The 26,020-nt window shown below is 65.8% G+C and carries 27 protein-coding genes; 20 read left to right on the top strand and 7 right to left on the bottom strand.

The window, feature by feature from the left end:
* The first annotated feature begins 19 nt into the window (after positions 1-19).
* The 7 genes from CTP10_RS08830 (at position 20) to CTP10_RS08800 (ending at position 5,800) form a co-directional block, all read left to right on the top strand.
* Positions 20-547: an OmpH family outer membrane protein gene (locus tag CTP10_RS08830; RefSeq protein WP_116320652.1), complete on the top strand. Its 528-nt coding sequence runs from the start codon at positions 20-22 to the stop codon at positions 545-547.
* A gap of 44 nt (positions 548-591) precedes the next feature.
* Positions 592-1,683 carry a UDP-3-O-(3-hydroxymyristoyl)glucosamine N-acyltransferase gene (gene lpxD, locus CTP10_RS08825; protein WP_116320653.1) on the top strand — a complete coding sequence of 364 codons (1,092 nt, stop codon included), beginning with the start codon at positions 592-594 and terminating at the stop codon, positions 1,681-1,683.
* Positions 1,684-1,694: 11 nt separating this feature from the next.
* Positions 1,695-2,144, top strand: coding sequence for a 3-hydroxyacyl-ACP dehydratase FabZ (gene fabZ / locus CTP10_RS08820; protein WP_116320654.1), 450 nt, complete (start codon positions 1,695-1,697; stop codon positions 2,142-2,144).
* Positions 2,145-2,243: 99 nt separating this feature from the next.
* Positions 2,244-3,047 (top strand): acyl-ACP--UDP-N-acetylglucosamine O-acyltransferase, encoded by an 804-nt coding sequence (lpxA, locus tag CTP10_RS08815; protein WP_116320655.1) that lies wholly within the window; start codon positions 2,244-2,246, stop codon positions 3,045-3,047.
* Positions 3,048-3,060: 13 nt separating this feature from the next.
* The gene (gene lpxB / locus CTP10_RS08810; protein ID WP_116320656.1) at positions 3,061-4,269 is read left to right on the top strand and encodes a lipid-A-disaccharide synthase; all 1,209 of its coding nucleotides are present in this window, start codon (positions 3,061-3,063) and stop codon (positions 4,267-4,269) included.
* Between the two features lie 29 nt (positions 4,270-4,298).
* Complete coding sequence (gene rnhB, locus CTP10_RS08805; RefSeq protein WP_233528193.1) at positions 4,299-5,027, top strand: ribonuclease HII; 729 nt, start codon at positions 4,299-4,301, stop codon at positions 5,025-5,027.
* The gene (locus tag CTP10_RS08800; RefSeq protein ID WP_116320657.1) at positions 5,024-5,800 is read left to right on the top strand and encodes a TrmH family RNA methyltransferase; all 777 of its coding nucleotides are present in this window, start codon (positions 5,024-5,026) and stop codon (positions 5,798-5,800) included. Before rnhB ends, CTP10_RS08800 begins: the two co-directional genes overlap by 4 nt.
* A gap of 28 nt (positions 5,801-5,828) precedes the next feature.
* Here the strand turns inward: CTP10_RS08800 and ppsR are convergent, their stop codons facing one another.
* Positions 5,829-6,770: a posphoenolpyruvate synthetase regulatory kinase/phosphorylase PpsR gene (gene ppsR / locus CTP10_RS08795; protein WP_376790602.1), complete on the bottom strand. Its 942-nt coding sequence runs from the start codon at positions 6,768-6,770 to the stop codon at positions 5,829-5,831.
* A gap of 293 nt (positions 6,771-7,063) precedes the next feature.
* On the opposite strand from ppsR, the gene ppsA reads away from it, so the two are divergent.
* From ppsA to CTP10_RS08780, 3 genes are all read left to right on the top strand, one after another.
* Positions 7,064-9,448, top strand: a complete 2,385-nt coding sequence (gene ppsA / locus CTP10_RS08790; RefSeq protein WP_116320658.1) for a phosphoenolpyruvate synthase — start codon at positions 7,064-7,066, stop codon at positions 9,446-9,448.
* A gap of 183 nt (positions 9,449-9,631) precedes the next feature.
* Positions 9,632-10,054 carry an NfeD family protein gene (locus CTP10_RS08785; RefSeq protein ID WP_116320659.1) on the top strand — a complete coding sequence of 141 codons (423 nt, stop codon included), beginning with the start codon at positions 9,632-9,634 and terminating at the stop codon, positions 10,052-10,054.
* A gap of 97 nt (positions 10,055-10,151) precedes the next feature.
* A complete protein-coding gene (locus CTP10_RS08780; protein WP_116320660.1) occupies positions 10,152-11,084 on the top strand; it encodes an SPFH domain-containing protein in 933 nt (310 codons plus the stop codon).
* Between the two features lie 27 nt (positions 11,085-11,111).
* On the opposite strand, the gene smpB is transcribed toward CTP10_RS08780, so the two are convergent.
* Entirely contained in the window at positions 11,112-11,564 is a 453-nt protein-coding gene (gene smpB / locus CTP10_RS08775) for an SsrA-binding protein SmpB (RefSeq protein ID WP_116320661.1), read from the bottom strand.
* Positions 11,565-11,743: 179 nt separating this feature from the next.
* Here smpB and CTP10_RS08770 point away from each other — a divergent pair, with 179 nt between their 5' ends.
* A complete protein-coding gene (locus CTP10_RS08770; RefSeq protein WP_116320662.1) occupies positions 11,744-12,181 on the top strand; it encodes a type II toxin-antitoxin system RatA family toxin in 438 nt (145 codons plus the stop codon).
* Positions 12,168-12,512, top strand: coding sequence for an RnfH family protein (locus tag CTP10_RS08765; protein ID WP_116320663.1), 345 nt, complete (start codon positions 12,168-12,170; stop codon positions 12,510-12,512). Before CTP10_RS08770 ends, CTP10_RS08765 begins: the two co-directional genes overlap by 14 nt.
* 71 nt (positions 12,513-12,583) lie before the next feature.
* On the opposite strand, the gene CTP10_RS08760 is transcribed toward CTP10_RS08765, so the two are convergent.
* Positions 12,584-13,114, bottom strand: a complete 531-nt coding sequence (locus CTP10_RS08760; protein WP_116320664.1) for a DUF4124 domain-containing protein — start codon at positions 13,112-13,114, stop codon at positions 12,584-12,586.
* Positions 13,115-13,307: 193 nt separating this feature from the next.
* Positions 13,308-14,267, bottom strand: coding sequence for a DMT family transporter (locus tag CTP10_RS08755; protein WP_116320665.1), 960 nt, complete (start codon positions 14,265-14,267; stop codon positions 13,308-13,310).
* Positions 14,268-14,389: 122 nt separating this feature from the next.
* On the opposite strand from CTP10_RS08755, the gene guaB reads away from it, so the two are divergent.
* From guaB to CTP10_RS08730, 5 genes are all read left to right on the top strand, one after another.
* The gene (guaB, locus tag CTP10_RS08750; RefSeq protein ID WP_116320666.1) at positions 14,390-15,853 is read left to right on the top strand and encodes an IMP dehydrogenase; all 1,464 of its coding nucleotides are present in this window, start codon (positions 14,390-14,392) and stop codon (positions 15,851-15,853) included.
* A 265-nt stretch (positions 15,854-16,118) separates the two neighbouring features.
* On the top strand, positions 16,119-16,730 hold the full coding sequence (locus CTP10_RS08745) for a hypothetical protein (protein ID WP_116320667.1): 612 nt from the start codon (positions 16,119-16,121) through the stop codon (positions 16,728-16,730).
* On the top strand, positions 16,705-18,324 hold the full coding sequence (gene guaA / locus CTP10_RS08740; protein ID WP_116320668.1) for a glutamine-hydrolyzing GMP synthase: 1,620 nt from the start codon (positions 16,705-16,707) through the stop codon (positions 18,322-18,324). The genes CTP10_RS08745 and guaA overlap by 26 nt, the downstream gene beginning before the upstream one ends.
* Positions 18,325-18,835: 511 nt before the next feature.
* A complete protein-coding gene (locus tag CTP10_RS08735) occupies positions 18,836-19,261 on the top strand; it encodes an organic hydroperoxide resistance protein (protein ID WP_116320669.1) in 426 nt (141 codons plus the stop codon).
* Between the two features lie 150 nt (positions 19,262-19,411).
* On the top strand, positions 19,412-19,876 hold the full coding sequence (locus CTP10_RS08730; protein WP_116320670.1) for a DUF6130 family protein: 465 nt from the start codon (positions 19,412-19,414) through the stop codon (positions 19,874-19,876).
* Between the two features lie 102 nt (positions 19,877-19,978).
* Here CTP10_RS08730 and CTP10_RS08725 read toward each other — a convergent pair whose 3' ends face one another.
* Positions 19,979-20,938, bottom strand: a complete 960-nt coding sequence (locus CTP10_RS08725; protein ID WP_116320671.1) for a GlxA family transcriptional regulator — start codon at positions 20,936-20,938, stop codon at positions 19,979-19,981.
* Positions 20,939-21,070: 132 nt separating this feature from the next.
* Here CTP10_RS08725 and CTP10_RS08720 point away from each other — a divergent pair, with 132 nt between their 5' ends.
* From CTP10_RS08720 to CTP10_RS08710, 3 genes are all read left to right on the top strand, one after another.
* Entirely contained in the window at positions 21,071-22,030 is a 960-nt protein-coding gene (locus CTP10_RS08720; RefSeq protein ID WP_116320672.1) for a DUF3616 domain-containing protein, read from the top strand.
* A 212-nt stretch (positions 22,031-22,242) separates the two neighbouring features.
* On the top strand, positions 22,243-22,875 hold the full coding sequence (locus tag CTP10_RS08715) for a TetR/AcrR family transcriptional regulator (protein WP_233528187.1): 633 nt from the start codon (positions 22,243-22,245) through the stop codon (positions 22,873-22,875).
* Positions 22,851-23,948, top strand: a complete 1,098-nt coding sequence (locus CTP10_RS08710; RefSeq protein ID WP_116320673.1) for a metal-dependent hydrolase — start codon at positions 22,851-22,853, stop codon at positions 23,946-23,948. Before CTP10_RS08715 ends, CTP10_RS08710 begins: the two co-directional genes overlap by 25 nt.
* 91 nt (positions 23,949-24,039) lie before the next feature.
* On the opposite strand, the gene CTP10_RS08705 is transcribed toward CTP10_RS08710, so the two are convergent.
* Both CTP10_RS08705 and dkgB read right to left on the bottom strand, forming a co-directional pair.
* Positions 24,040-25,161, bottom strand: coding sequence for an alkene reductase (locus CTP10_RS08705; protein WP_442875123.1), 1,122 nt, complete (start codon positions 25,159-25,161; stop codon positions 24,040-24,042).
* A 54-nt stretch (positions 25,162-25,215) separates the two neighbouring features.
* Positions 25,216-26,019 carry a 2,5-didehydrogluconate reductase DkgB gene (gene dkgB / locus CTP10_RS08700; protein WP_116320675.1) on the bottom strand — a complete coding sequence of 268 codons (804 nt, stop codon included), beginning with the start codon at positions 26,017-26,019 and terminating at the stop codon, positions 25,216-25,218.
* Between the last annotated feature and the right edge of the window lies 1 nt (position 26,020).

The following is a 26,020-nucleotide window of genomic DNA, read 5'->3' as shown; positions in this document are numbered from 1 at the left end:
TGTAAAAGGATCTGTTTTCATGATGACAACATCCAAACTGGTCAAATCCCTGGGCGCCGCTGCATTCGCCACCGCCGCGCTCTGCGCCGCGATGCCGGCAATGGCCCAGGAGGCACGCATTGCCGCCGTCAATTCCGAGCGCATCCTGCGCGATTCGCAGCCGGCCAAGCTGGCCCAGGTGAAGCTGGAGCAGGAATTCTCCAAGCGCGACCGCGAGCTGCAGGACATGGCCCAGAAGATCAAGGGCATGGCCGACAAGCTCGACAAGGACACCGCCGTGCTGGCCGATTCCGACCGCCAGCGCCGCCAGCGCGAGGTGGCCGACCTCGATCGCGAGTTCCAGCGCAAGCAGCGCGAGTTCCGCGAAGACCTGAACCAGCGTCGCAATGAAGAACTGGCGCAGGTGCTCGAGCGCGCCAACCGCGTGATCCGCCAGCTGGCGGAGCAGCGCAAGTACGACCTCATCGTGCAGGAAGCGGTGTACGTCAACCCGCGCATCGATATCACCGATGAGGTGATGAAGGCGCTGAACAGCGGCAGCAAGTAAGCCGCCGCTGTTCTTTCGTACCGTTTTTTTCAGGAAGTACTGCCATGAAGACACCCACACTGGGTCAGCTCGCCACCGAGAACGGCGCGCAGGTTGTGGGTGATCCCGACCTGGCGATCGTTGGCCTGGCTCCTCTCGACCAGGCTGCGGCAGGCGAACTCTCGTTCCTGTCCAATCCGCTCTACCTGCAGCAGGCGCTGGATTCAAAGGCCGGCGCCGTGATCGTGTCGACGGCCGACCTCGAGCGTATTCGCGCCGAGGGCCGTGCCGACGGCCGCAACTGGCTGGTCGCGCGCAATCCCTACGTCTGCTTTGCCCGCGTGGCGCAGCGCTTCGACCGCGAGGCCAATGCCGACCCCCGCGTCGGCATCGATCCGCGCGCCAGCGTGTCGCCCGACGCGGTCGTGCCGGCGTCGTGCTACATCGGCCCGAACGTGGTCATCGAGCGCGGCGCACGTCTGGGTGAGCGCGTCCGCATCCTGGCCAACGGCTACGTCGGTGCCGGCGCGGAGATCGGCGACGATTCGCTGCTGTACGCCAACGTCTCGGTCTACCATCAATGCGTGGTCGGCGCGCGCGCCATCCTGCACAGCGGCGTGGTGATCGGCGCAGATGGCTTCGGTTTCGCGCCCGATATCAGCGCCACCGGGGTCGAATACGTAAAGATCCCGCAAACTGGACGCGCGGTGCTGGGCAATGACGTCGAGGTTGGCGCCAATACGGCGATCGACCGCGGCGCCATGGCCGACACCGTGGTCGAGGACGGCTGCAAGATCGACAACCAGGTCCAGATTGCGCACAACGTGCGGGTCGGGGCCCATACGGTCATAGCCGGCTGCGCCGCGGTATCGGGCAGCACGCGCATCGGCCGTTTCTGCGTGATCGGGGGCGCGGCCAATTTTGCCGGCCACCTGACCATTGCCGACCGGACCACAGTGTCAGGCGGTACTTCGATCACCAAATCCATTACCAAGCCCGGGGGCCATTTCACCAGCGTCTTCCCGTTCCTGCCGCACGGCGAATGGGAGCGCAACGCAGCCATCGTGCGCGGCCTGAGCAAGCTGCGCGAACGGGTGGTGGCGCTGGAACGTCGCCTGCGCGGACAATCCGCCGGCTCCCAAACCTCACAAGACTAAGAGAAATCATCATGACCGCAGCCGACATTGACATTCGGAAGATCCTCAAGCTGCTGCCGCACCGCTACCCGATCCTGCTGGTCGACCGCGTGCTGGAGTTCGAACCGCAGAAGCGGATCAAGACGCTGAAGAACGTCACCATCAACGAGCCGTACTTCCAGGGCCATTTCCCGGACCAGCCGGTGATGCCGGGTGTGATGATCCTGGAGGCGCTCGCGCAGTCGGCCGGCCTGCTGACCTTCGGCGCCGACATGGAGCGCAAGGAAGGCTCGCTGTACTACTTCGTCGGCATCGACGGGGCCCGCTTCAAGCAGGTGGTGTATCCCGGCGACCAACTGCACATGAATGTGACGGTCGAGCGCTACATCCGCGGCATCTGGAAATTCAAGGCCTTCGCCACCGTGGACGACAAGGTCGCCTGCGAGGCGGAGCTGATGTGCACCGTGAAGCAGGCTGAGTGAGGCCGGCCGCCGCGTGCCGTCCGGCCGCGCGGCACCGACGGGAACCTTTGCCCTGCGCACGGGCCCCATTCTTCACCAGACACAGACAGGACAGGACGTATGACGCAAATCCACCCCACCGCCCTGGTTGACCCGAAGGCCGAACTGGCATCCGACGTGACCGTCGGCCCGTTCTCCATCGTCGGCCCCAACGTGCGGATCGGCAGCGGTACCCGGATCGGCTCGCATACGACGGTCGAGGGCCATACCACGATCGGCGAGGGCAACAATATCGGCCCCTATGCGTCGGTCGGCGGCGTGCCCCAGGACATGAAGTACCGCAACGAGCCGACCCGGCTCGATATCGGCGACCGCAACACCATCCGCGAATTCACCACGATCCACACAGGCACGGTGCAGGACCGCGGCGTGACCAGCATCGGCAGCGACAACTGGATCATGGCCTACGTGCATATCGCGCATGACTGCTCGGTCGGCAACCACACCGTGTTCTCCAGCAACGCGCAGATCGCCGGCCACGTCGACGTGGGCGACTGGGCCATCCTGGGTGGCATGAGCGGCGTGCACCAGTTCGTGCGTATCGGCGCCCACGCGATGCTGGGCGGCGCTTCGGCACTGGTGCAGGACGTGCCGCCATTCGTGATCGCCGCCAGCGACAAGGGCGGCAACAAGGCGACGCCGCACGGCGTCAACGTCGAGGGACTGCGCCGCCGCGGCTTCGACGCTGGCCAGATCGCCGCGCTGCGCCAGGCCTACAAGCTGCTCTACAAGTCCGACCTCAGCTTTGACGAGGCCCGCACCGAGATCGCCGCCTTGCTGGCCCAGTCAGATGCCGGCACCGCGGCGCCGCTGCAGGCGTTCGCCGACTTCCTTGCCGCCACCCAGCGCGGCATCGTGCGCTGAGACCGGTCCGCACATGGTCGACGCCGCGATTCGGGGTGGCTTGCCCACGGGCAACGGTTCTGCCGCCGCCAGGCGCGGCACCATCGCCATGGTGGCCGGGGAGGCCTCCGGCGACCTGCTGGCATCGTTGATGATGGGCGGGCTGCAGGCCCGCCTGGGTGATTCCGTGGACTTCGCCGGCATCGGCGGCAGGCGCATGATGGCGCAGGGCTTTGTCTCGCGCTGGCCGATGGAAACGCTGTCGGTCAATGGCTATGTCGAGGTGCTGGGCTCGCTGCGCGAGATCCTGCGCACCCGGCGCGAGGTGCGCGACTGGCTGCTGGCCGAGCCGCCGCAGTGCTTTATCGGGGTCGATGCCCCGGATTTCAATTTCGGCCTGGAAGTGCCGCTGCGCCGCGCCGGCATCCCGGTGGTGCATTTCGTCAGCCCGTCGATCTGGGCCTGGCGTGGCGGGCGCATCCGCACCATCGCGCGCGCGGTGGACCACATCCTGTGCCTGTTCCCGTTCGAGCCCGAGATCTACGCCAAGGCCGGCATTCCCGCCACTTACGTAGGACACCCGCTGGCCGACGTGATCCCGATGGTGCCTGACGTCGCCGGTGCGCGCGCCGAACTGGGGCTGCCTGCCGGCCACCGCGTGGTCGCGGTGCTGCCTGGCAGCCGGCAGTCAGAGGTGCGCAATCTTGGCGCCACCTTCTTTGCCGCGATGGCGCAGATGCAGCGCATGGACCCGAACCTGGCGTTCGTGCTGCCGGCGGCAAGCGCGCCGTTGCGCGCCATTGTCGAAGAACTGCACCAGCAGTATCCGGAACTGCGCCTGACCATTGTCGACGGCAAGTCGCACCAGGCCATGGAGGCGGCTGACGTGGTGCTGCTGGCCAGCGGTACCGCGACGCTGGAGGCGGCGCTCTACAAGAAGCCGATGGTGATCTCGTACAAGGTGCCCTGGCTGACCGCGCAGATCATGAAGCGCCAGGGTTACCTGCCGTACGTGGGATTGCCTAATATCCTTTCAGGACGCTTTGTCGTGCCCGAACTGCTGCAGGACGACGCCACGCCCGAGGCGCTGGCCCGCGAAACGCTGCTGCAGCTCAACGACGAGGGCAATACCGCCTTCCTGTACGAGCATTTCACCCGCATGCACGAGACCCTCAAGTGCAATACCGCGCAACTGGCCGCCGATGTAGTGGTGGACCTGATGCACAGCCGGGGGACCGTCTGATGGCGCGTCGCAATGCGGCCTCGCCGCAGATGGGCCTGGACCTGGCGCCGGCCGCCGCTGCGATCCAGCGGCTGTGCGGCGTCGATGAAGCGGGCAGGGGCCCGCTGGCAGGGCCGGTGTATGCCGCCGCCGTGGTGCTCGATCCGAAACGCCCGATCCGCGGCCTGGCCGATTCCAAGATCCTGACCGCCGCCAGGCGCGAGGCGCTGTACGAGAAGATCTGCGAACGCGCGCTAGGCTGGCATATCGCCTTCGCCACGGTCGAGGAAATCGATACGATCAACATCCTGCACGCCAGCATGCTGGCGATGCAGCGCGCGGTGCAGGGACTGGCCGCCAGCGGCGTAGTGCCGGACCTGGTGCAGGTCGATGGCAACCGCTGCCCGCAGGTGCCGTTCCCGGTGGAAGCCATCGTCAAGGGCGACGCGCTGGTCAGGGCGATCTCGGCCGCGTCGATCCTGGCCAAGGTGGCGCGCGACCGCGAACTGATGGTGCTGCACGAGCGCTATCCGCAGTACGGCTTCGATTCGCATGTCGGCTATGGCACGCCGCAGCATCTGGCCGCGCTGGCCGAGTTCGGCGCCACGCCGCATCACCGCCGCACGTTCGCGCCGGTGCGCGAGGCGCTGGCACGGCGTCCGATGTTTACCGCGGTGACGGCAGTTGCCAAGGTCATCGAAGTCAGCGACCAAGTCAGCGAATTCACCACCCCCATCCAGGCCGCGCCGACAGGCACCCTGCAAACCGACGCACCGTGAAGCATGTCACCTCGCGCGACAACGCGCTGTTCAAGCACCTGAAGGCGCTGGCCACCTCCACCCACCAGCGCCGCAAGGCCGGGCAGTCGTTGCTCGACGGCGTGCACCTGGCCCAGGCCTATGTGGACGCACTGGGCCAGCCAGTCACCTGCGTGGTATCCGAGCGTCACTACGGCCATGCCGAGGTCGCGCCATTGCTGGCGCGCGTCGACGCGGAGCGCCTGGTTGTGCTGGCCGATACGCTGTTCACGCAGATTTCCGGCGTGGTCAACGGCATCGACCTGATGCTGGTGATCGAGACGCCTGCCGGCCACCTGCCGTCGCGCATCGAAGAGGACTGCATCATCCTCGACGGCGTGCAGGACGCGGGCAATGTCGGCTCGATCCTGCGCAGCGCCGCCGCGGCGGGTATCCGCCATGCGTTCCTGGCAACGGGGTGTGCGTTCGCCTGGTCGGTGAAGACGCTGCGCGCCAGCATGGGCGCCAATTTCCACCTGAACATCGTCGAACACTGCACCGTGGAGTCGCTGGCGCCACGGCTGGCGTTGCCGCTGCTGGCGACGTCCTCGCATGCCGACGCCGCGGTGTTCGATACCGACCTGCGCGAGCCGGTGGCATGGGTAGTCGGCAATGAAGGCGCCGGCGTCAGCGACGCGTGGATGCAGCACGTGAAGCGCAAGGTCGGCATTCCCCAGCCGGGCGGCCTGGAATCGCTAAACGTGGCGGCTGCCACCGCGATCTGCCTGTTCGAGGCGGTGCGGCAGCGGCGATAAAAAAAGCGGCCAGGTGGCCGCTTTTTTCTTAGTAGTTGTCGCGATCGACCTTGATCTCCTGCAGGATCGTGGTCGCGATTTCTTCGATCGATTTGTGCGTCGAAGACAACCACTTGATGCCTTCGCGCCGCATCATCGCCTCGGCCTCATTGACCTCGTAGCGGCAGTTTTCCACCGCCGCGTACTTGCTGCCGGGCCGGCGCTCGTTGCGGATCTCGGTCAGGCGCTGCGGGTCGATCGACAGCCCGAAGATCTTGCTCTTGAACGCATACAGCGCCGACGGCAGCTTGCCGCGCTCGAAATCGTCCGGGATCAGCGGGTAATTCGCCGCCTTCAGCCCGTATTGCATCGCAAGGTAAAGGCTGGTCGGGGTCTTGCCGCTGCGCGACACGCCGACCAGGATCACATCGGCTTCTTCGAGGTTCTTGTGCGACTGGCCGTCATCGTGTGCGAGCGAGAAGTTGATCGCCTCGATCCGGTTCTTGTACGCCTCGGTATCGGCATTCTGGTGGAAGCGGCCGATGGCGTGGGTGGACTTCAGTCCCAGTTCCTTCTCGAGGGGCTCGATGAAGGTCTGGAACATGTCCAGGATCATCGCCTTGGCGCGGCGCAGTGCCTTGTTCGCTTCCTGGTTGACCAGCGTGGTGAACACGATGGGCGGCACACCCTCGTTATGGAACGCCTCGTTGATCTTGCCGACCGCGATATGTGCTTTTTCCGGGGTATCGACGAACGGCATCCGCACCTTGCGGAAGCGCATTTCGAACTGGGCCAGGATCGAGTGGCTGAAGGTTTCCGCAGTAATCCCGGTGCCATCCGAGACGATAAAGACGGTACGCACCGGCGGACGATCGCCGGTCTGGGCCGCTGCGGCGGGCGTCGCCGCGGTCGCTTGGGTGGACGGGGAGGCAGGCTGCGTTCCAGGCTGGGTCCCGGAATCCGCTGTACCGGGCGCTTCTGGCTGGGACATGGGGTTGCGCAAATAAATAGATTCAATCTTCCGCAGAAAAGTGCGGCGCAGCACGGTAGAATAGCGGCGATCTTTTCGCTAAGCAATTCCGCGAGGGGCCCGCATGTGCAACAAGCCATGCAATCAATCGGGTCCGGAATTGTCGACAATGTGCGCTGCGCGATGAGAGCCGTAGCGCCAGGGTCCAGCAGCGCCAGTTCGGGGTTGCTTAGCCAAGCGATCAGTCCGGGAACAGAACACGAACAACATACCGGGCATGCGCAACAAGTTTTCTACTTTGTTTTGAGGCTCTCATGACTAACCAGGCAGATAACGGCGCCTACGTGTTGCCGTTCGAGCAGTTGCGCATGGCTGACGTGGAAATCGTCGGCGGCAAGAATTCGTCGCTGGGCGAGATGATCTCCCAGCTGGCGGAAGCCGGCGTGCGCGTTCCGGGCGGTTTTGCCACCACCGCGCTTGCCTTCCGCGACTTCCTCGCCCACAACAACCTGACCGAGCGTATCTCCCAGCGCCTGAAGGCGCTCGACGTCGACGACGTCAAGGCCCTGGCCGAGGCCGGTGCCGAGATTCGCGACTGGGTCGCCACCGCTCCGTTCCAGCCGCGCCTGGAACAGGAAATCCGTGAGTTCTATGCCCGCGTGTCGGCGCGCGAAGGCGCCGAGGCCTCGTTCGCGGTTCGTTCGTCGGCCACGGCCGAAGACCTGCCCGACGCCTCGTTCGCCGGCCAGCAGGAGTCCTACCTGAACGTCAGCGGCATCGACGACGTGCTGGACAAGATCAAGCACGTGTTCGCCTCGCTGTACAACGACCGCGCCATTTCCTACCGCGTGCACAAGGGCTTCGCCCATGACGTGGTGGCGCTGTCCGCCGGTATCCAGCGCATGGTCCGTTCGGACCTGGCTTCGTCGGGCGTGATGTTCACCATCGACACCGAATCCGGCTTCCCTGACGTGGTCTTCATCACCTCCAGCTACGGCCTGGGTGAAACGGTGGTGCAGGGCGCGGTCAATCCGGACGAGTTCTACGTTTTCAAGCCGACGCTGCAAGCCGGCCAGTACCCCATCATCCGCCGCTCGATCGGCTCCAAGCTGATCAAGATGGAATTCACCAAGCCGGGCGAAGCCGGCCGGGTGAAGACCGTCGACGTGCCGGGCGAACTGCGCAACCGCTACTCGATCACCGACGAAGACGTGACCGAGCTGGCCAAGTACGCGATGATCATCGAGAAGCACTATGGCCGCCCGATGGACATCGAATGGGGCAAGGACGGCAAGGACGGCAAGATCTACATCCTGCAGGCCCGCCCGGAAACGGTGAAGAGCCAGTCGGCCGGCAAGGCCGAGCAGCGCTTCAAGCTCAAGGGCACCGCCCCCGTGCTGACCAGCGGCCGCGCCATCGGCCAGAAGATCGGCACCGGCCCGGTCCGCGTGATCAACGATCCGTCCGAGATGGAGCGCGTGCAGCCCGGCGACGTGCTGGTGGCCGACATGACCGACCCGAACTGGGAGCCGGTGATGAAGCGTGCCTCGGCGATCGTCACCAACCGTGGCGGCCGTACCTGCCACGCGGCCATTATCGCGCGTGAGCTGGGCGTTCCCGCCGTGGTGGGCTGCGGCGACGCTACCGACATCCTGAAGGATGGCACGCTGGTAACCGTGTCGTGCGCCGAGGGCGACGAAGGCCGTATCTACGACGGCCTGCTGGAAACCGAAGTGACCGAAGTCCAGCGTGGCGAGATGCCGGAAATCGACGTCAAGCTGATGATGAACGTGGGCAACCCGCAACTGGCCTTCGACTTCGCGCAGATCCCGAACTGCGGCGTCGGCCTGGCGCGCCTGGAATTCATCATCAACAACAACATCGGCGTCCACCCGAAGGCCATCCTCGACTACCCGCAAGTCGATGCCGACCTGAAGAAGGCCGTGGAAAGCGTGGCCCGTGGTCATGCCAGCCCGCGTGCGTTCTACGTCGACAAGCTGGCCGAAGGCATCGCCACCATCGGGGCGGCGTTCTACCCGAAGCCCGTGATCGTGCGCCTGTCGGACTTCAAGTCCAACGAGTACAAGAAGCTGATCGGCGGTTCGCGCTACGAGCCGGACGAGGAAAACCCGATGCTGGGCTTCCGCGGCGCCTCGCGCTACATCGCCGAAGACTTCGCCGAAGCCTTCGAGATGGAATGCAAGGCCATGAAGCGCGTGCGCGATGAAATGGGCCTGACCAACGTCGAGATCATGGTGCCGTTCGTGCGTACGCTGGGCCAGGCCGAGAAGGTCATCGAGCTGCTGGCCAAGCACGGCCTGAAGCGCGGCGAGAATGGCCTGCGCATCATCATGATGTGCGAAGTGCCGTCCAACGCAATCCTGGCCGAAGAGTTCCTGCAGTTCTTCGACGGCTTCTCGATCGGCTCGAACGACCTGACGCAGCTGACGCTGGGCCTGGACCGCGACTCGGGCATGGAGTTGCTGGCCAAGGACTTCGACGAACGCGATCCGGCGGTGTGCTTCATGCTGTCGCGCGCCATTTCGGCCTGCATCCGCCTGGACAAGTACGTCGGCATTTGCGGCCAGGGTCCTTCGGACCACCCGGATTTTGCCGAGTGGCTGACCAAGGAAGGCATCAAGTCGATCTCGCTGAATCCTGATTCGGTGGTCGACACCTGGCAGAAGCTGGCTTCCTGAGGCTTTTGACGTCACAATAACGAAATTAGCCGGCACGCCTTCGGGCAGCCGGCTGGCACCGGCCCCTGCGTCAGGTGTTGAATCGGCCCCGCAGGCGCCCCTGGCGCTGCGGGGTTTTTGTTTTTCGGGAATCGAATCGATTCCGGGAATCGTTTCCGGAAATCGATTGGACGGGGAGTTCGGATGGCGTACTACATCTGGTTCGTGGCGGCGGTCGTGCTGGTGATCGTCGAGTTGAATACCGGCACGTTTTACCTGCTGATGGTGGCCGTGGGTCTCGCCGCTGGCGGGGTCGCCGCCTTGCTGGGCCTGTCGCCCGCCGCGCAGACCGTGACCGCGGCGCTGGTCGCGGCGGTGCTGATCGCCGGACTGCGCCGTACCCGTTTCGGCAAGCTGCGGCGCGGCAATGCCGCCGCCGATCCCAACGTCAATCTCGACATCGGCCAGGAACTCGACGTCTCCGCCTGGGATGCCAATGGCCGCGCTCGCGTGCCGTACCGCGGCGCTGACTGGACCGTCGAACTCGCGCCGAACTGCGCCGCGGCACCGGGCCGCTACCGTATCGTCGAAGTACGCGGCAGCACGCTGGTCGTTTCGCCGCGCTGATCCGTATCCAAGGTTGCCCGGCGGCCGCCGTGCAACCATCCGCCTGCCGCCGTTCCGGCGGCGCCGTACCGCTGTTTCCTGACCGGAGGGTTGTTACATGCTCGCTTTTCAGCTTGGCCTGTTGCCGCTGATCATCCTTATTGCCGTGATCGTGCTGATCGCCAAGGGCATCAAGATCGTGCCGCAGCAGCACGCCTGGGTGCTCGAGCGCCTGGGGCGCTACCACGCGACGCTGACGCCGGGGCTGTCGATCGTGGTGCCGTTTGTCGACCGCGTCGCTTACAAGCACGTGCTCAAGGAAATCCCGCTGGACGTGCCCAGCCAGGTCTGCATCACCAAGGACAATACGCAGCTGCAGGTGGACGGCGTGCTGTACTTCCAGGTGACCGACCCGATGAAGGCATCCTACGGCTCGAGCAATTTCGTGGTGGCGATCACGCAGCTGTCGCAGACTACGCTGCGCTCGGTGATCGGCAAGCTGGAGCTGGACAAGACCTTCGAGGAGCGCGAGTTCATCAACCACAGCGTGGTCAACGCGCTCGATGAAGCCGCCGCCAACTGGGGCGTCAAGGTGTTGCGCTATGAGATCAAGGACCTGACGCCACCCAAGGAGATCCTGCACGCCATGCAGGCGCAGATCACCGCCGAGCGCGAGAAGCGGGCGCTGATCGCCGCGTCCGAGGGCAAGCGCCAGGAACAGATCAACCTGGCCACGGGCGCGCGTGAAGCGGCGATCCAGAAGTCGGAAGGCGAGCGGCAAGCCGCGATCAACAAGGCGCAGGGCGAGGCGGCGGCGATCCTGGCAGTGGCAGAGGCCAATGCCCAGGCGATCCAGAAGGTGGGCAACGCCATCCGCAGCGAAGGCGGCATGGATGCGGTCAACCTGAAGGTGGCCGAGGAGTACGTCGCCGCGTTCGGCAACCTGGCCAAGCAGGGCAATACGCTGATCGTGCCCGGGAATATGGGCGAGATGAGCAGCATGATTGCGTCCGCGCTGCAGATCGTGAAGGGGCAGAAGGCCGGCGCCTGACCGGCAGGCGCGCGGGGCGGGGCGGCGTTACTCCTTGGTGTCGCCCTTCATGATGCGCGCCTTCTCGCGCTGCCAGTCGCGCTGCTTCTCGGTCTCGCGCTTGTCGAACTGCTTCTTGCCTTTGGCCAGGCCGATCTCGCACTTTACGCGGCCGCGCGTGTAGTGCAGGTTTAGTGGCACCAGCGTGTAGCCGCGTTGCTCGACCTTGCCGATCAGCTTCTTGATCTCGTCGGCCTTGAGCAGCAGCTTGCGCGTGCGCACCGGGTCGGGCGTGACGTGGGTGGAGGCGCTCTGCAGCGGGCTGATATGGGCGCCGATCAGGAACATCTCGGCGTCGCGCACCACCACGTAGCCTTCCTTGATCTGGACGCGGTTGGCGCGGATCGCCTTGACTTCCCAGCCTTCCAGCACCATTCCGGCCTCATATCGCTCTTCGATGAAGTAGTCGAAAAAGGCCTTCTTGTTGTCTGCAATGGTCATGCGTGCGGGTAGGGGAACAATGGGTGAAAGCGGGCCGGATCACTGCAGTGCCGCATGGCAAGGTGCCGCCAGCGACCGGCGTCGGCTAAAATCGGGATTCTAGCAAACCAGCCCCGGCACCGGCCGATGTCCTGGCACGATACGCGCGGGGCATGGCCGGGGGCCAGATTTCTTAATACATGGCAGACGTCCATAAATCCGTGCTGCTCGGCTATTCCGCCGCGCAGATGTACGACCTGGTCACGCGCGTGGAGGACTATCCCAAGTTCCTGCCATGGTGCGGTGGCGTGGAGGTGTTCGAGCAGACCGAAACCACGCTCGACGCCAAGATCCACATTCATTTCAAGGGCATCCAGCAGTTTTTCCACACCCGCAATACGCAGGAGCGCCCGACCCGCATCGACATGACCTTTGCCGATGGGCCGTTCAAGACCTTCAATGGCGCGTGGCGCTTTACGCCACTGCGCGAGGACGCCTGCAAGATCGAATTCCACCTGCATTATGAGTTTTCGAGCCTGCTGCTCGAAAAGCTCATCGGCCCGGTGTTCAGCATGATCGCCAATACGTTCGTCGATGCCTTCGTCAAGCGCGCCGAGGTGGTATATGGCGCCAACTGAGAGCGCGGGCACCGTGCATGTCGCGGTGTGCTATGCGCGGCCCGATGCGGTATTCCTGAAGGAGATCGACGTGCCCGCGGGCACCACGATCGCCGCGGCCATCGTCGGCTCGGGGCTGCAGCAGGCATGTCCGGAAGTGGATCCGTCGACCATGCGGGTGGGCATCTTCGGCAAGCTCAAGACGCCCGAAACGGTGGTGCGCGAGGGTGATCGCGTGGAGGTGTACCGGACGCTGACGGCCGACCCCAAGCAGGCGCGGCGCAAGCGCGTGCAGAAGCTGCGCGAGGGCGGGGCGCGTGAAGGCCAGAAATGGCTGCGCGGCAACGGCTGAGCCGCCACGCTTGCACCCAGGCGGCGACCTGACGGCAAGAACGGGGCTGGATGCCCCGTTTTTGCTTCCACTCAAGTGCAGTTCTTTTCGAGGCTGGCGCTGGTCTTGACCAGTTCGGCCTGGCGCTGCTCGCTGTTCAGGTGCTGCAGCGAGCCGTCCGGACCCGCCACCGCCGCGCGCATCCCTTGCTGCAGGCCGTTGGCATAGTTGCGCAACTGGGCGCAGCGGGCGTCGCGCTCGGCGGTCTCGCCTTCCTTGCGTGCCTCTTCCGCGGCGGCTTTCAGGCGGGATTCGCGGCGCTTCTGGAACGCCTCTTCCGCCGTCGGCGGCGGGGCATCCTTGGGCTTGCTGGAGGCCCTGGTGGGGGCTGGTGCGGCCACGGGCGGCTTGGCGCTTTCCGCGCCGGCCGCCTCTGCCGGCCGGTACTCGCCGGCAGGGCGGCCAGGGGCGCGCAGCACGCTGGCCGCCGCGTCGGACGGCGGCACGTCACTGTAGACCATGCGGCCGTTGGCATCGCGCCATTGCCAGTAGGCATGGGCGGGGGCCGGGGCGGCAACGGTGACGGCGGCGGCAAGCAGGCACAGCACGGACGATCGTGTCATGGCGAGGCGTCTCAAAGTGGCTGGTAAGGAACGGATGCGGCTGGAAGACTGCTGGGCCGCCGGCTGCGCGCGAGGCAATGCCGCGGCACGTCTGCCGCGGGCGATGGCTTGGCGCCTGAGCATGGCGCCGGGTTGACCCTGGTATTTCTGTTCTGATGTGGCGCGTGTGACCTCCGCGCCATCGTCCGCTAGTCTACGCAGACTTGTCGCTGGCGTGCAAGCGCACCGACCAGGCCACGCCGACCATCAGCAACACAATGGCGGCGATTTCCAGCGGCCGCGGCCAGCGGTGATCGAAGACAAAGCCGTAGGCCAGCGCGAACAGCGTCTCGAACACAATCATCTGGCCCGACAGCGTCAGCGGCAGGCGCCGGCTGGCGATATTCCACAGGTTGTTGCCGATCAGCGACGCGCCCAGCGCCACCGCGGCGTTGACCATCCAGAACCACCGCCAGTCGCGGCCGCTGTCGCCGGAAGTGAGGGCGTCGCCCGCTGCCAGCCAGCCGATAACGGCCAGCACGGCCGATACCGCGCCGGTCGACAGCCCGTACAGTGCCGACCATTCATTGCCGCTGTAGTGCGGGTTGCGCTGCAGGTAGCGCGCGTTGTCGACCGCGTAGAGCGTCCAGCAGACCAGTGCCCCGGCGGCGCAACAGACGCCGGCGAGCTTCTGCCAGACTGGCCGTACGGCGTCGCCGGCCGCGGCGGCATGTGCGCTCTGGCCGCCGCCGAACAGGTCGATGTTGATGCAGGCGATGCCCGCGGCCACCACCAGCAGCGGCCACAGCAGCCGCGACAGCGGCACCGCGCCGTGGTCGCGCCGGCCCATGATGGTGACCGTGATCGGCAGGATGCCGATGATCAGCGAAGTCGGTCCGACCCCGGCCAGTTGCACGCCAAAGGCGAGCAGCACGTAGTAGAGCAGGTTTCCGGTAAAGGCCTGGCGCAGCAGCGCCACGCAGTCGGCGCGGGTCAGCTTGCGGGCGATGCGCTTCATCAGCGGCAGGGCGGCAACAAGCGCTACCAGGCCATACGCCAAGTAGCGCCCGATGGCCAGCTCCCACGGCGAGAACACCGGCAGCAGCTTGGGCGCGATGAAGACCATGCCCCAGAACGCACCCGCCAGCAGCCCGCACAATACGCCGATTCCCATACTTCGCTACGCCCGACTAAAAAGACGACGAGCATAGCAGACGGCACTCCCGAAAACCGTTGCCGTGCATCAGCGTGGCGCGCATTCCTGTATAATTCGCTTTTGCGCCTAGAGGATTTGCTATGCGTCTTGTCCAGAAAGCACTCACATTCGATGACGTGCTGCTCGTCCCGGCCTATTCGGCCGTTCTTCCCCGGGATGTTTCCCTCCGCACTCGCCTGTCCCGTTCGATCGAACTGAACATTCCGCTGGTGTCCGCTGCCATGGACACGGTGACGGAGGCACGCCTGGCGATCTCCATGGCGCAAGCCGGTGGCATCGGTATCGTCCACAAGAACCTGAAGCCCGCTGACCAGGCCCGCGAAGTGTCGCGCGTCAAGCGCTACGAGTCGGGCGTGCTGCGTGATCCGATCACCATTTCGCCGGACATGAAGATCCGCGATGTGATCGCGCTGTCGCAGCAACACGGCATTTCGGGCTTCCCGGTGCTGGAAGGCAAGACCGTCGTCGGCATCATCACCAACCGTGACCTGCGTTTCGAGGAAGAACTCGACGCCCCGGTGCGCGCCAAGATGACCCCGCGCGAGAAGCTGGTGACCGTGGCCGAAGGCGCACCGCTGGAAGAAGCCAAGCGCCTGATGAACCGCCACCGCCTGGAGCGCGTGCTGGTGGTCAACCAGGCCTTCGAGCTGCGCGGCCTGATCACGGTGAAGGATATCCAGAAGGCGGTCGATAACCCGCTGGCGAGCAAGGACGACCACGGCCAGCTGCGCGTAGGCGCCGCAGTCGGCGTGGGTCCGGACAACGACGAGCGCGTCGAACTGCTGGTGAAGGCCGGCGTCGACGTGATTGTGGTGGATACTGCGCACGGCCACAGCCAGGGCGTGCTGGATCGCGTGCGCTGGGTCAAGCAGAACTTCCCGCAAGTGCAGGTGATCGGCGGCAATATCGCCACCGGCGACGCCGCCCGTGCGCTGGTCGAGCATGGCGCCGACGGCGTCAAGGTCGGCATCGGCCCGGGCTCGATCTGCACCACCCGTATCGTGGCAGGCGTGGGCGTGCCCCAGATCACGGCCGTCTCCAACGTGGCCGAGGCGCTTAAGGGCACCGGCGTGCCGCTGATCGCAGACGGCGGTATCCGTTACTCGGGCGATGTGGCCAAGGCCCTGGCGGCCGGCGCCCACACCGTGATGATGGGCGGCATGTTCTCCGGCACCGAAGAAGCGCCGGGCGAAGTGTTCCTGTACCAGGGGCGCTCGTTCAAGAGCTACCGCGGCATGGGCTCCGTCGGTGCGATGAAGGACGGCGCTGCCGACCGCTACTTCCAGGAAGACAACACCGCCAACGTCGACAAGCTGGTCCCCGAGGGGATTGAAGGCCGCGTGCCCTACAAGGGCTCGGTGATGGCCATCATCCACCAGCTGACCGGTGGCGTGCGTGCCTCGATGGGCTACTGCGGCAGCAAGTCGATCGCCGACTGGCACGAGAATGCCCAGTTCGTCCAGATCACGGCAGCCGGCATGCGTGAGTCGCACGTGCACGACGTGCAGATCACCAAGGAAGCGCCGAACTACCATATCGACTGACGCGCAACGGTTGCGCCCGCCGTCCGCCGCGGCGGCGGTGCGCTACCCGCGATTATCGAGACCAGGGCGTGCGAGGTCCGGTGCGATGCACGCAGCGCCGCCCTGGCCTGACCGGAATCCTATCCGGCCCCGACCCTGGCCCCCGGCCGCGCGCCACGCCGGCGTTGCCTGTCCCGGTGAGCCTTGCTGGCAGCCGCACCAACGGCCGCACCAATGGCTGCATCACCGGCTGCATCACCGGCGGGGCCCAAGACGAGGAGCGCCAATGAAGGTGTTGCTGCGAGCCGTGCTGTTTCTGGATGCCCTGGTGGACCTGCTGCTGGGCGTCCTGCTGTTGATGTCCCCGTTCACCACGCTGTACGCGGCGCTGCAACTGCCGCAGCCGCAACCCGCGCTGTTCGGGCAACTGCTGGGCGTGGCGCTGGTCGGCCTGTCGGTGCTGCTGTGGCAGGCCGCATTCAACGGCCAGCTGACGGTGCCGGTGGCGCGCACGGCCGGCTATGTGAACCTGGCCAGCGCGATGCTGATCATTGCCTGGATGGTGTTCCTGGAGCTGCCGCTCGAAGGCGCCGGCAAGATCTGGCTGCCGACCATGGCCGTGGTGCTGCTGTTTTTTGCCGCGGTGCAGATTCCCGCGGCGAAACGCGTGCGCGTGCGCGAGCGCCAGCTGAAGATGGAACGCGCGCTGAAGGAACAGGAAACCACGAAGGAACCCGGCGTCGCCCCCGCGGCGCGCTCAACGAATACCCCAGAATACCGGCGCGAGCCGGTCATCACGCCGCCGCCGGGCTATGGCCCCGGCACGGAAGTCGTGACCGACCCCGCAACGGAAGACACGCCATCGGCCCATCATGCACGACAAAATCCTCATTCTTGATTTCGGCTCGCAGGTCACGCAGCTGATCGCCCGCCGCGTCCGCGAGGCGCACGTCTACTGCGAAATCCACCCGAACGACGTCTCCGACGACTTCGTGCGCGAGTACGCGCCCAAGGCCGTCATCCTGTCAGGCAGCCACGCCAGCACCTATGAAGACCACCAGCTGCGCGCGCCGCAGGCGGTGTGGGACCTGGGCGTGCCGGTGCTGGGCATCTGCTACGGCATGCAGACCATGGCCGTGCAGCTCGGCGGCAAGGTCGAGTGGAGCGACCAGCGCGAGTTCGGCTATGCCGAGATGCGCGCCCACGGCCATACCAATCTGCTCAAGGACATCGAGGACTTCCGCACGCCGGAAGGCCACGGCATGCTCAAGGTCTGGATGAGCCACGGCGACAAGGTTACCGGCCTGCCGCCGGGCTTCAAGCTGATGGCGTCGACCCCCAGCTGCCCGATCGCCGGCATGGCCGACGAAGCGCGCGGCTACTACGCCGTGCAGTTCCACCCCGAGGTCACGCATACCGTCAAGGGCCGCCAGATGCTCGAGCGCTTCGTGCTGGAGATCGCCGGCTGCAAGGCTGACTGGGTCATGCGCGACCACATCGAGGAAGCCGTCTCCAAGATCCGTGAACAGGTCGGCGACGAAGAGGTGATCCTGGGCCTGTCGGGCGGCGTCGATTCGTCCGTGGCCGCGGCGCTGATCCATCGCGCCATTGGCGACCAGCTCACCTGCGTCTTCGTCGACCACGGCCTGCTGCGCCAAGACGAAGGCAAGATGGTGATGGAGATGTTCGCGGGCCGCCTGCACGCCAAGGTCGTGCATATCGATGCCTCCGAACAGTTCCTCGGCCACCTGGCCGGAGTGACCGACCCCGAGCAGAAGCGCAAGATCATCGGCCGCGAGTTCGTCGAAGTGTTCCAGGCCGAGGCCAGGAAGCTGACCAACGCCAAGTGGCTGGCGCAAGGCACGATCTACCCGGACGTGGTGGAATCGGGCGGCACCAAGACCAAGAAGGCCACCACCATCAAGAGCCACCACAACGTCGGCGGCCTGCCGGAAACGCTGGGCCTGAAGCTGCTGGAGCCGCTGCGCGACCTGTTCAAGGACGAAGTGCGCGAGCTGGGCGTGGAACTGGGCCTGCCGCCGGAAATGGTCTATCGGCATCCGTTCCCGGGCCCGGGCCTGGGCGTGCGCATCCTCGGCGAAGTCAAGCGCGACTACGCGGACCTGCTGCGCCGTGCCGATGCCATCTTCATCGAAGAGCTGCGCAAGACCATCGCCACCGAACAGGACGCCGCCGCGGGCCTGTGCGAACCGGCTCAGGTCGGCAAGAGCTGGTACGACCTGACCAGCCAGGCGTTTGCCGTGTTCCTGCCGGTCAAGTCGGTGGGGGTGATGGGCGATGGCCGCACCTACGACTATGTCGTGGCGCTGCGCGCGGTGCAGACCACTGACTTCATGACCGCGCACTGGGCGCATCTGCCGTACGCGCTGCTGGGACGCTGCTCGAACCGCATCATCAACGAAGTGCGCGGCCTGAACCGGGTGGTGTACGACGTCTCGGGCAAGCCGCCGGCGACGATCGAGTGGGAGTGAAGCCGGGTTCCTCGGAAACCGGCCGTCGACAAGCTGTCGTAACGTATTGAGTTTCAAGAAAATACGTCACGGTAGCGGGCGACGGGCTTTCGCCGCCCAGCGGAACAGGCTGGTGGCGACTACCGTCTCACCGGCGATCGGGAGAGGCTCACCACTGGCCGCTATGGGCCGGCCGGCATTTCGCCGGCCCTGGCCCGCGAAATGCTGCTGGATGCCAGCAAGGTGTCGTCCCGTCCCAGTCCCCGCGCAAGAGAAGCAGCGCGAGACATGCGATCTGGACGATCCCGAAGCAGCGGTCGAAAGGGCGCAACCAGCCCGCGGACTACTGTGCGCCACGCGCCAGAGATAGAGTCCAACCCGTGCATTCCACATTGGCGTAAAACGAGGGAAGTTAGTCCTTCAAGCCGAAGTTCGATCTCCTATTATCACATCCATCGCATGCGATTAAAACGTAAGCGATATATATGCCTCGGCAAACGGGGCATTGCTCAACCAATGTGAGGAAATCATCATGGCTAACCAACTCGATCAAGTAATCTACACGGCCCACACCCACGTTACCGGCGGCCGCGAAGGCGCCGGCCGTTCCAGTGACGGCGCCATCGACGTCAAGCTGAGCACGCCCGGTTCGGGCCGGCCCGGTACCAACCCCGAACAACTGTTCGGCATCGGATATTCAGCCTGCTTCATCGTTGCCGTCGAAAGTGCCGGCAAGCAACTGGGTGTCAGGCTGCCGAAGGACGCGGCCATCGACGCCGAGGTGTCGCTGGGCAAGACTGACGGCGGCGCCAACTATGCCCTCGGAGTGACGCTGAAGGTCAGCTTGCCGGGCCTGGACGCGGCCGTGAAGAGGCAACTGGTGGAAACCGCCCACCAGACCTGCCCATACTCGCGCTCGCTTCGCGGCAACGTCGACGTGCAGTTCGAGATTCTGTAAGCAGCGTGCGGCGTTCAGGACGCCGAGATGAGTCGCAGGACGCGAACGTCCCTCGCGCCAACCCGTACCGCGTCCGCGTCTTCATTGCGAACCGCCCCTGGACCCGCATCCCGCACAACCGCAATCCATACGCTTGAACGAGAAACTGCAATGACCCTGCTCATCAAGACGCTTGCCGTAGTCGCGGCGGGCACCGTGCTCGCTACGAGCGCCTTCGCCCAGAGCGCGAAGGACATCCGCGGCGCTTCACCATACGTCGCGGTCGAGAATGAACCCGCCCCGAAGTTGATCGTGGATCCCCCGCTTCCGGAGGGGCTGGCCCACGGCATCTTCTGGGCGCAGTACCGAGTGGAGAACTTGCGCATCGCGCCCGTGTTCGGGCCGGAGGCCGCCAAGGTATCTCCACGCATCGGGCATCTGCACATCACGGTCGACGACCTGCCATGGTGGTGGGCGGATCCGAGCGACAACAACACCGTCGACATAGCGGGGCTGCCGCCCGGCCAGCACAAGGTGAAGATCTCGCTGGTTGACGCCAATCACAACGTGTTTCCCGGACAGGTGGTGACACTGGCGTTCACCGTGCCTGAGGGCGCGAAAACGCACTCGCATTAAGGCTGGGCACGAGGACGTGAACGCGCGCGCTTCACTCGTCCGCGTCCTCACTACGGTACCCGCAACTATCCGCACAACCGACATCTCCCAGCAGCCAGCCGTTCACGTCAGAGACGAATCTGCTGCATGTCGCGAGCGGGCCGCTCGCTTCAACGCCTGGGGCGGTTGGCCAAAGACGCGCAGGAACGCCCGCCTCATTCGTTCCGGGTCGGAAAAGCCAGTTTCACTCGCGATGCGCTCGATCGTGAGTCGATCCGCCTCGACAAGAATGCGAGCCGTTTCCGCTCGCAACCGCTCGACGGCGCGCGCGGGAGGTTGACCGGTGTTCAACCGGAACTCGCGGCTGAAGTGGCGCGGGCTCATGTGGACGGCATGGGCGAGCCGCTCCACCGACAGGTCTTCGCGCAGGTGGTTCTTGGCGTAGGTCAGTGCCGCCTGGATGCGATCGGACTTGGATTCCAGCTCCGACAGCGCCGAGAACTGGGACTGCCCACCCGAGCGCCGATGGTGAACGACCAGCTGTCTTGCGACCGCCCTCGACACATCATGGCCCAGGTCGCCCTCCACCAGCGCCAGCGCGAGGTCGATGCAGGCGGTCATCCCGGCCGAGGTCCAGACGGTGCCATCGCGCACGAAGATCCGGTCTTCTTCGACCCGGATCGACGGATAGCGCCGCTGAAGCTCCCGCGCATGGGCCCAATGCGTTGTCACGCGACGGCCTTCCAGGATCCCGGCCTCGGCCAGGACGAAAGCGCCGGTGCAAATGCTGGCCATCCGGCGAGTGGGCTCGAGCGCACGCGCGAGCAGCCGCAGGAGTCTGGGCGATGACGGCTGCGGCGTGGTCGCGCCGGCCATGATGAGCGTGTCATAGATGTTCGGATCGAGCGCAACCGTCTGAACGGCCGTGCCCATCGAGCTTTTCACCGCACCGCCACACTCGGAGACGACATGGATGTCGTAAGCCGCCTTGGGTGCGGCCAGGTTAGCCATCTCGAACACGGAGACCGCCACTATGTCCAGGATCTGGAAGCCGGGGAACACCACGAGTCCGATGCGTTTCATGCTGGCCTAAAACGAGGGAAGTTGGTAATTTGAGCTATAGCCTAGGCTCCTATCCTTAGTCTGTCAAAGACATCCATTGCTTCCCATCCGCCCCTCGGGGCATAGGACATTCAAAGTAAAGGAGGAACCGTCATGCGTGGTGCGCGCAAGATCGCGGGTCTGATGTTGTGCCTGCTGCTGGGCGCGGGGAGCGCCGGCGCGGCGAGCGTGGAAACCTATGCCGGGTTGTGCGATGCGTCGGCCGGCTTTGCGCTCGGTGCCAGTCACTTCGTGGTGGTGGACAACGAGCACAACGTGCTGACCCTGTACAAGAACGGGCAGGCGCGGCCGGTTCGGGTCGTGCCGCTGCACGCCTTCCTCGGCACCGACGAGGATGACGATTCCGACCTCGAGGCCGCAGCGGTGGTGGGTGACCGCGTCTACATCGTCTCCTCGCACGGGCGGACGTCCGGGGGCAAGGAAAAGGGAAGGCGCCATCGATTCTTCGCGGTGGACATCGATCCGGCACGGCTGTCGGTATCGCCGGTGGGCAAGCCGTACAAAAAGCTGCAGCGAGATCTGCTGGCAACACCGGCGCTGGACGATCTGCGGCTGAAGGCAGCCGCGAAGCTGCCGCCCGAGCAGTGTGATGGCTTCAATATCGAAGGGCTGGCCGCCGCGGATAGCGGCCTGCTGATCGGATTCCGCAATCCGCTGGTCGGCGGCAAGGCGATCCTCGTGCCGCTGGACAACCCCGCTGCCGTGATCAACGGGAAGGCCGCGCGCTTCGGCGCGCCGATCCTGATTGACCTCGGCGGCCGAGGCATTCGTGGTATCGAGCGGGTGGGCAAGGAATACGTGATCGCCGCCGGGCCGGTGGCCGACGACGGGACGTTTGCGCTGTACCGGTGGTCTGGCGCCAGCTCGGATGCGCCCGTGGCATTCAGTACGGACGCTATCGCCGGCATGAAGCCCGAGGGCCTGTTCGAGCTGCCGGGCACGACGGCTGTCCGCGTCCTCAGTGACGACGGCGATGTGCGGTACGGCGAGCGAATATGCAAGGACGTGCCGGCTGCCCGCAAGCAATTCCGCTCCGTCGTCGTCACGCCATAGGCATCAGCCCGGTACGTCGGCCGCCTGCAGTGTCTATAGCGCCGCAGCCGAATTGGCGTGGCAGGTGCCGAACCGTGCGCAGGCGGGCAGGCTCCTCGCTGCGCCTGGTTCGGCAGCATCGCGCACATGGCGCAGAAATCGGCGCCCGGATGCGCGCTGCCTTTCTATGCTGGAAAGTATCGTGGAGACGCATTCCCGAGGACGGCAAAGCCATGAACGCCATGAACGACAATGCAGCCCTGGCCGGCCGGATCCTGGAGGCCGCTGTGATGCTCGGCGAGCGCAGCGGCTGGGACGCCCTGCATCTGCATGATGTCGCCGACGAGATGGGCATCGGCCTGGACGAGATCCATCGGCATTACCGGCAGAAGGACGACCTGGCCGAAGCGTGGTTCGAGCGCGCGGACCTTGCGCTGGTGCGCGCGTCCGCGCGTGAAGGCTGGGGCGCCCTGTCCCACCGCGAGCGGCTGGAGCAGGCCATCCTCGCCTGGCTGGAGGCGCTGGCCCCGCACCGGCGACTCACTGCCCAGATGCTGTGCTACAAGCTGCAGCCGGAGCACGTGCATCTGCAGGTGCAGGGCCTGCTGCATATCAGCCGCACCGTGCAGTGGCTGCGGGAAGCTGCCCGCCTGCCAGAATCCGGCTGGCGCCGCGAAGTGGGGGAGGTCGTGCTGACCGGCATCTTCCTCTCTACTTTCGGCTGCTGGCTGCGCGACCATTCACCCGATGCCGGCCGCACGCGGGCCTGGCTCGATCGGCAGCTGCGCTGCGCCGAGCGCCTGGCCTTGCGCCGTCCTGGCGACACCGGAGCCCGGCCCGGATGGACACGATCACCCACGCCTTGATGGGCGCGCAGGTTGCGCTGGCCGTCCCCATGGACGAGGCTCCCGGCCGGCGCCTCCGCACTTGCGAACGACTGCTGCTTGGCGCTGCCGCCGGAGCCTTTCCGGATATTGATTTCCTGGGCTTCCTGGTCCATCCGCTGCGTTTCCTGGCCCAGTGGCATCAGGGGCCGACGCATTCGCTGCTGCTGCTTCCGGCCTGGGGCGCATTGCTTGCCGGACTGTTCTGCCTGGTGACGCGCCGGCGCCAGGCCTGGCGCGAAGCGCTCGCCGTCAGTTGCCTCGGCGTGGCCAGCCACATCGCGCTGGACCTGATCACCGTCTATGGCACCCGCATCTTCTATCCCGGCTCCGAACGGCGCTTCAGCCTCGGCACCACCTTCCTGTTCGATCCGCTGCTGAGCGGTATCGTGGTGTCTGGCCTGGGCCTGGCACTTTGCCTGCCGCTGCAGCGGCGTGCACGGGCAGCGCTGGCGAGCATGGTGCTGCTGTGCGCCTATGTCGGCGTCCAGGGCGTGCTCAGGCAACGTGCGCTGGAACTGGCGAACGAATCCTTGCATGCTGCCGGCATCCGGGCGCAGGGCGTAAACGCGCTCCCCCAGCCGTTTTCTCCATTCAACTGGAAGCTGATCGCCCGCGCAGGGACGGACTACCATGTTGCCCACGTCAACCTGGCCGGGCATTCTGCATGGGTGCCGCCATGGCGGGTGCTGGGGCGCCTGCCCGCGATGGCCAGGGCCTATGTGCCGCCCGCGCGCATCGCGTGGACGCAGCGGCCGCAGCTGCCGCAGGCGCGGGCTGAGCGGGCGCTTGCATGGCAGCTCTGGGTGCGGCCGGACTTTGCCGATTTCAGGCGGTTTGCAGTCTATCCGGCCATTTCCGCCATGACCGCGATGCCGGCAACACCGCCGCCGGGCGAAACGGCCGCCTGCGTCTGGTTCACCGACCTGCGCTATGACCTGCCCGCGGTGGAAGACATCTTCCGCTATGGCTATTGCCGCGACCGTGCGCAGGCACCATGGCGGTTGTACCGGCTTGCCTATTTCAGCCAGGACCAGCGCCAGCGCCTCGACTAGCATGGCGCCGCTGCAGCGCGGCGATTGGCGCACCGGGGCGCCACCAGAACCTGTCAACCCATGTCATGACTTGATTGCTGTGCTGAGACGCTCAGGCAGCCGCAGCCAGCGTGGGATAGTCGGTCAACCCGCGCGCATCGCCGCCGAACAGCGTGTCGCGGTCATGCATGTTGAGCGGTGCGCCGTGCCGCAGGCGCTCAGGCAGGTCGGGGTTGGCGACGAATGGCCTGCCGAAGGCGACCATGTCGGCCCAGCCTTCATCCAAAGCCGTGCGCGCGCGTTCGCCGGTGTACTTGCCGGCGTAGATCAGCACGCCGGGAAAGGCCGCGCGTAGTTGCTGCTTGAACGCGACCGGCATGTGCGGCGCGTCGTCCCAGTCCGCTTCGGCGATGTGCAGGTAGCCGATGCCGATCTCGCCGAGCAGTTTCGCGGCGGCGGTGTAGGTGGTCTCCGGATCCGCGTCGACGCAGCCATTGAGCGTGGTCAGCGGTGCCAGCCTGATGCCCACGCGCTGCCTGTCGCCAGTGCCCTCGATCAGCGCGCGCGTCACCTCGTCGAGGAAGCGCAGGCGGTTTGGCAGCGAGCCGCCATAGGCGTCGGTGCGGTCATTGGCCCCGGAGTCGATGAACTGGTTGACCAGGTAGCCGTTGGCGGCGTGCAGTTCGACGCCATCGAAACCTGCCGCCATCGCATTGCGCGCCGCCTGCCGGTATTGCCCGACGATTTCCCGGATCTCTTCCACGCTGAGCGCGCGCGGCTTCGATGCCTGGACGAATCCGGGGCGGCCGTCGTTGTCGGCGATAAACACGTTGACGCCTTCGGCTTGCAGCGCGGACGACGATACTGGCGATTGCCCGCCAAGCAGGCTGCTGTGGCTGAGGCGGCCCACGTGCCACAACTGCGCGAAGATGCGCCCGCCCGCGGCATGCACGGCCCCGGTGACCTTGCGCCACCCCTCGATCTGTTCGTCGGTGTGGATGCCGGGTGTCCACGCATAGCCTTTGCCGAGCGGCGAGATCCACGTGCCTTCGCTGACGATCAGGCCGGCGCCGGCGCGTTGCGCATAGTACTCGGCCATCAGCGCGTTCGGGACGTCGCCAGGCTGGCTGGCCCGCGAACGCGTCATCGGTGGCATCACGATACGGTTGGGCAGGCCCAGGCCGCCGAGGGGCAGCGGCTGGAACAGGGGATCGAATGCGGTTTGGTCAGTCATCATGGGTCTCCATCGCCGGTGCCGCGGCACCGGCGGAATCAAGGGTTGGCGCCGTCAGTCCCACACCGGGGCCAGGCCCTCGGGGCTCACTTCACGGCCGTTGCGTTCGAGCGCGGCGATCTTCAGCATGTCGGTTTCGTCCAGGCGCAGGTCGCGGGCCAGCAGGTTGCTGGCGAGGTTCTCTCGCTTCGTTGACGACGGGATGACCGCATAGCCAAGCTGCAGCGCCCAGGCCAGCACCGCCTGTGCCGGCGTGGCGTCGTGCTTGCGTGCGATCTCGGCGATGACCGGGTCGTTCAGCACCTTGCCGTAAGCCAGCGTCATGTACGAGGTCACGGCGATGCCCTGGTCCTTCAGGAACGCAGTCAGCTTGCGGTTCTGCAGATACGGGCTGAGTTCGATCTGGTTGGTGGCAATGGCATCCTTGCCGACCGCGGCGATGGCCTGCCGCGTCAAATCGATATTGAAGTTCGAGATGCCGATCTGGCGCGTCAGCCCCAGTGCCTTGGCCTCGGCCAGCGCGGCCATGTACTCGGGCAGCGCGACGCCGTTGCCCGGCGCCGGCCAGTGGATCAGCGTCAGGTCGACATAGTCGGTGCGCAGCTTGGCCAGGCTGTCGCGCAGGCTGGGCACCAGCTTGTCGGCGGCGTAGTTTTCCACCCAGATCTTGGTGGTGACGAACAGATCGCCGCGCGGCACGCCGCTCTCGGCGATGGCCTGGCCGACGTCGGCTTCATTGCCGTAGATCTGCGCGGTGTCGATGGCACGATAGCCGAGGTCCAGCGCGGTGCGCACCGAATCGATCACGGTCTGGCCGGTCAGGCGGAACGTGCCGACGCCGAAGGAAGGGATGCTCATG

This window comes from Cupriavidus sp. P-10 (assembly GCF_003402535.2).
In the GTDB taxonomy this organism is placed as follows: Bacteria; Pseudomonadota; Gammaproteobacteria; order Burkholderiales; family Burkholderiaceae; genus Cupriavidus.
This window is presented reverse-complemented; position numbering and strand designations above follow the sequence as displayed.

Excerpts from the sequence above, each read along its gene's own strand:
- CTP10_RS08760 (WP_116320664.1), bottom strand. The coding sequence starts at position 13,114 with ATGACACGATCGTCCGTGCTGTGCCTGCTTGCCGCCGCCGTCACCGTT.
- guaA (WP_116320668.1), top strand. The coding sequence starts at position 16,705 with ATGCACGACAAAATCCTCATTCTTGATTTCGGCTCGCAGGTCACGCAG.
- CTP10_RS08780 (WP_116320660.1), top strand. The coding sequence starts at position 10,152 with ATGCTCGCTTTTCAGCTTGGCCTGTTGCCGCTGATCATCCTTATTGCC.
- CTP10_RS08715 (WP_233528187.1), top strand. The coding sequence starts at position 22,243 with ATGAACGCCATGAACGACAATGCAGCCCTGGCCGGCCGGATCCTGGAG.
- fabZ (WP_116320654.1), top strand. The coding sequence starts at position 1,695 with ATGACCGCAGCCGACATTGACATTCGGAAGATCCTCAAGCTGCTGCCG.
- CTP10_RS08710 (WP_116320673.1), top strand. The coding sequence starts at position 22,851 with ATGGACACGATCACCCACGCCTTGATGGGCGCGCAGGTTGCGCTGGCC.
- CTP10_RS08770 (WP_116320662.1), top strand. The coding sequence starts at position 11,744 with ATGGCAGACGTCCATAAATCCGTGCTGCTCGGCTATTCCGCCGCGCAG.
- ppsR (WP_376790602.1), bottom strand. The coding sequence starts at position 6,770 with ATGTCCCAGCCAGAAGCGCCCGGTACAGCGGATTCCGGGACCCAGCCT.
- smpB (WP_116320661.1), bottom strand. The coding sequence starts at position 11,564 with ATGACCATTGCAGACAACAAGAAGGCCTTTTTCGACTACTTCATCGAA.
- dkgB (WP_116320675.1), bottom strand. The coding sequence starts at position 26,019 with ATGAGCATCCCTTCCTTCGGCGTCGGCACGTTCCGCCTGACCGGCCAG.
- CTP10_RS08705 (WP_442875123.1), bottom strand. The coding sequence starts at position 25,161 with ATGACTGACCAAACCGCATTCGATCCCCTGTTCCAGCCGCTGCCCCTC.
- CTP10_RS08730 (WP_116320670.1), top strand. The coding sequence starts at position 19,412 with ATGACCCTGCTCATCAAGACGCTTGCCGTAGTCGCGGCGGGCACCGTG.
- guaB (WP_116320666.1), top strand. The coding sequence starts at position 14,390 with ATGCGTCTTGTCCAGAAAGCACTCACATTCGATGACGTGCTGCTCGTC.
- CTP10_RS08830 (WP_116320652.1), top strand. The coding sequence starts at position 20 with ATGATGACAACATCCAAACTGGTCAAATCCCTGGGCGCCGCTGCATTC.
- CTP10_RS08785 (WP_116320659.1), top strand. The coding sequence starts at position 9,632 with ATGGCGTACTACATCTGGTTCGTGGCGGCGGTCGTGCTGGTGATCGTC.
- lpxD (WP_116320653.1), top strand. The coding sequence starts at position 592 with ATGAAGACACCCACACTGGGTCAGCTCGCCACCGAGAACGGCGCGCAG.
- lpxB (WP_116320656.1), top strand. The coding sequence starts at position 3,061 with ATGGTCGACGCCGCGATTCGGGGTGGCTTGCCCACGGGCAACGGTTCT.
- CTP10_RS08745 (WP_116320667.1), top strand. The coding sequence starts at position 16,119 with ATGAAGGTGTTGCTGCGAGCCGTGCTGTTTCTGGATGCCCTGGTGGAC.
- CTP10_RS08725 (WP_116320671.1), bottom strand. The coding sequence starts at position 20,938 with ATGAAACGCATCGGACTCGTGGTGTTCCCCGGCTTCCAGATCCTGGAC.
- CTP10_RS08720 (WP_116320672.1), top strand. The coding sequence starts at position 21,071 with ATGCGTGGTGCGCGCAAGATCGCGGGTCTGATGTTGTGCCTGCTGCTG.
- CTP10_RS08755 (WP_116320665.1), bottom strand. The coding sequence starts at position 14,267 with ATGGGAATCGGCGTATTGTGCGGGCTGCTGGCGGGTGCGTTCTGGGGC.
- CTP10_RS08765 (WP_116320663.1), top strand. The coding sequence starts at position 12,168 with ATGGCGCCAACTGAGAGCGCGGGCACCGTGCATGTCGCGGTGTGCTAT.
- CTP10_RS08735 (WP_116320669.1), top strand. The coding sequence starts at position 18,836 with ATGGCTAACCAACTCGATCAAGTAATCTACACGGCCCACACCCACGTT.
- lpxA (WP_116320655.1), top strand. The coding sequence starts at position 2,244 with ATGACGCAAATCCACCCCACCGCCCTGGTTGACCCGAAGGCCGAACTG.
- rnhB (WP_233528193.1), top strand. The coding sequence starts at position 4,299 with ATGGGCCTGGACCTGGCGCCGGCCGCCGCTGCGATCCAGCGGCTGTGC.
- ppsA (WP_116320658.1), top strand. The coding sequence starts at position 7,064 with ATGACTAACCAGGCAGATAACGGCGCCTACGTGTTGCCGTTCGAGCAG.